At 53.9% G+C, this 2,091-nt stretch carries 4 protein-coding genes; 2 read left to right on the top strand and 2 right to left on the bottom strand.

Features of this window, described 5'->3' with window-relative positions:
• Positions 1-1,276, top strand: a 1,276-nt coding sequence (locus FFS57_RS24665; RefSeq protein WP_249384167.1) for an RHS repeat-associated core domain-containing protein, incomplete at its 5' end; no start/stop codon positions are given.
• On the top strand, positions 1,273-1,554 hold the full coding sequence (locus tag FFS57_RS24660; protein WP_137940473.1) for a YrhB domain-containing protein: 282 nt from the start codon (positions 1,273-1,275) through the stop codon (positions 1,552-1,554). The genes FFS57_RS24665 and FFS57_RS24660, both read left to right, overlap by 4 nt.
• Here FFS57_RS24660 and FFS57_RS24655 read toward each other — a convergent pair.
• Together FFS57_RS24655 and FFS57_RS24650 are read right to left on the bottom strand one after the other, a co-directional pair.
• Positions 1,546-1,938: a hypothetical protein gene (locus FFS57_RS24655; protein WP_137940472.1), complete on the bottom strand. Its 393-nt coding sequence runs from the start codon at positions 1,936-1,938 to the stop codon at positions 1,546-1,548. The two genes, FFS57_RS24660 and FFS57_RS24655, sit on opposite strands and share 9 nt — an antisense overlap.
• 69 nt (positions 1,939-2,007) lie before the next feature.
• Positions 2,008-2,091 (bottom strand): IS3 family transposase (locus FFS57_RS24650; protein ID WP_137940474.1); only part of this gene is annotated, 84 nt, incomplete at its 5' end.

The raw sequence follows: 2,091 nt of genomic DNA, 5'->3' as shown, positions 1-2,091 counted from the left end.
TGCCTTCCAGTACAACAGCCAGCAACAACTGACCCAGATCAATCTGGACAGCGCCGCCGGTACGCTACTGGGCCGCTACCGTTACGATGCCGACGGTAAACGCATCGGCCGCACAGATGGCGCGGGCAGTCAGGATTACCAGTATCTGGGTGATGACATCATTGCCGGCTACCCAACCGGGCAATACCAAACCCCGCTGTGGCGCACCGTGCATGGCGGGGCCACCGATGACCCATTACTGAGGATCACATCCCAAGGCACCCAGACCTACCATGGCGATGGTTTGGGCAGCATTGTTGGGCTGAGCAACCATCAGGGCCTGCTACAGGCATGGCAACAGTTCGATGCCTGGGGCAATCGCCTCAACGGGCAGGGGGATATTCCGCAGTATGGTTACACCGGAAGAGAACCGGATGTGGCCGGGCTGATCTACTACCGGGCCAGATGGTACGACCCGAGTATCGGGCGCTTCACGCAGCGTGATCCGATTGGGTTGCAGGGTGGCATCAATCAGTATGGGTATGTGGATGGCGACCCGATCAACAATATCGACCCGAGCGGGCTACTGGCTTCGCAGGTGAGCCCCGTCAAGACGGCAGCCCCATTCACCACCAGTGGCCCGGTGATGGCGGCCGGTGGGCAGAATCTGCGGGCCAATTCATCCAACAGCGGAGGATGGTTAAATGGCCTTTGGTCAAGCTTCAAGAGTTATTTGAATTCTCCGCAGTTTGTGGCGAATATGAATGACTTCAATAATGTTGTGACCATGAATGAAGCGTTTGCGCCGATTGCCGGTGCAGCGGCAGGGCGATTGGCTGTAGCGGAAACAAGAGTTGCGGGAAATGGTGCAAAAGCGACAGGAGTTGCCGATAAAACAGCAGGTTCAATAAGGAACGTCAATCCAGGTTATCCGGTTGCTGGACGAACCCATAACTGCGTTAATTGTTCGATTGCTACTGATGCAACCCTGGCAGGAAACCCAGCATCTGCACTGCCGATAAACTCCACCAAGGGAGTTCCATTGACTGTGCTGGAGAAGCAATACGGAGCTAAGTTTGGCGGTGTATCGGCGCCTGAAAACATCACCCAGCAAATGGCAGGTGCTGGGGATGGCGCTCGTGGGATTGTGTTTGGTTCCTATGGTCCAGGTCAGCCAGGTCGCGTATTTAATGTGGTTAATCAGAATGGGGTTGTTCGGTATCTTGATGGGCAGACTGGAAAGCCAGCAAATCCGAGTAATTTTAAGACATTGCAGTTACTGAGAACTAACCAATGATCACCTATAAATATGCTTTGGAGCGGGCCAGGGAATATCTGAGAGACTCAGAGATTCCTTTGCAGTTAACACATGAAGGAGAGTTTTCTGACGGGTGGTTTTTTTGCTACCAGTCAAAAGAGTATTTGGAAACAGGTAATTCATCGGCTCAGCTAGCTGGAAACGGACCATTCCTGATTGATAAGCAATCTGGAGAACTTCATGTTCTAGGGACTGCCAAGCCCTTGGAAGCATATCTTGACGACTATGTAAGGGGCAAATCGGGAAAGTCAGAATGATTTAATAATCGAAGAGGTCAGAGTGGTTGATTTCGGCGGATAACTGCGGCCAGCGGCGAAGTACTGGCCAGCTACCAATACGACCCGAACGGCAACCTGACGCTGAAGACCGTTGGCACGGTCAAACACGCCTTCCAGTACAACAGCCAGCAACAACTGACCCAGATCAATCTGGACAGCGCCGCCGGCACCCTGCTGGGCCGCTACCGTTACGATGCCGACGGCAAGCGCATCGGCCGCACAGATGGCGCGGGCAGTCAGGATTACCAGTATCTGGGTGATGACATCATCGCCGGTTACCAAACCGGGCAATACCAAACCCCGCTGTGGCGCACCGTGCACGGCGGCGCCACCGATGACCCGTTGCTGCGCATTACCAATCAAGGCACCCAGACCTGTAAATCAGCGTGCAAGACTTTCCAGATGGGGGTGCGGCAAAAATCTTGGACGGGTTTATGTCGTCAGACCTAGGCGCTCTCGATATTCAATGGGACTGAGTGAGCCGAGAGAGAGCTTGATCCGTTTTTCATTGTACCA

It is taken from the genome of Chitinivorax sp. B (assembly GCF_005503445.1).
In the GTDB taxonomy this organism is placed as follows: domain Bacteria; phylum Pseudomonadota; class Gammaproteobacteria; order Burkholderiales; family SCOH01; genus Chitinivorax.
Note: the sequence above shows the minus strand (reverse complement) of the source record. Positions and strands in the feature narration are given on the sequence as shown.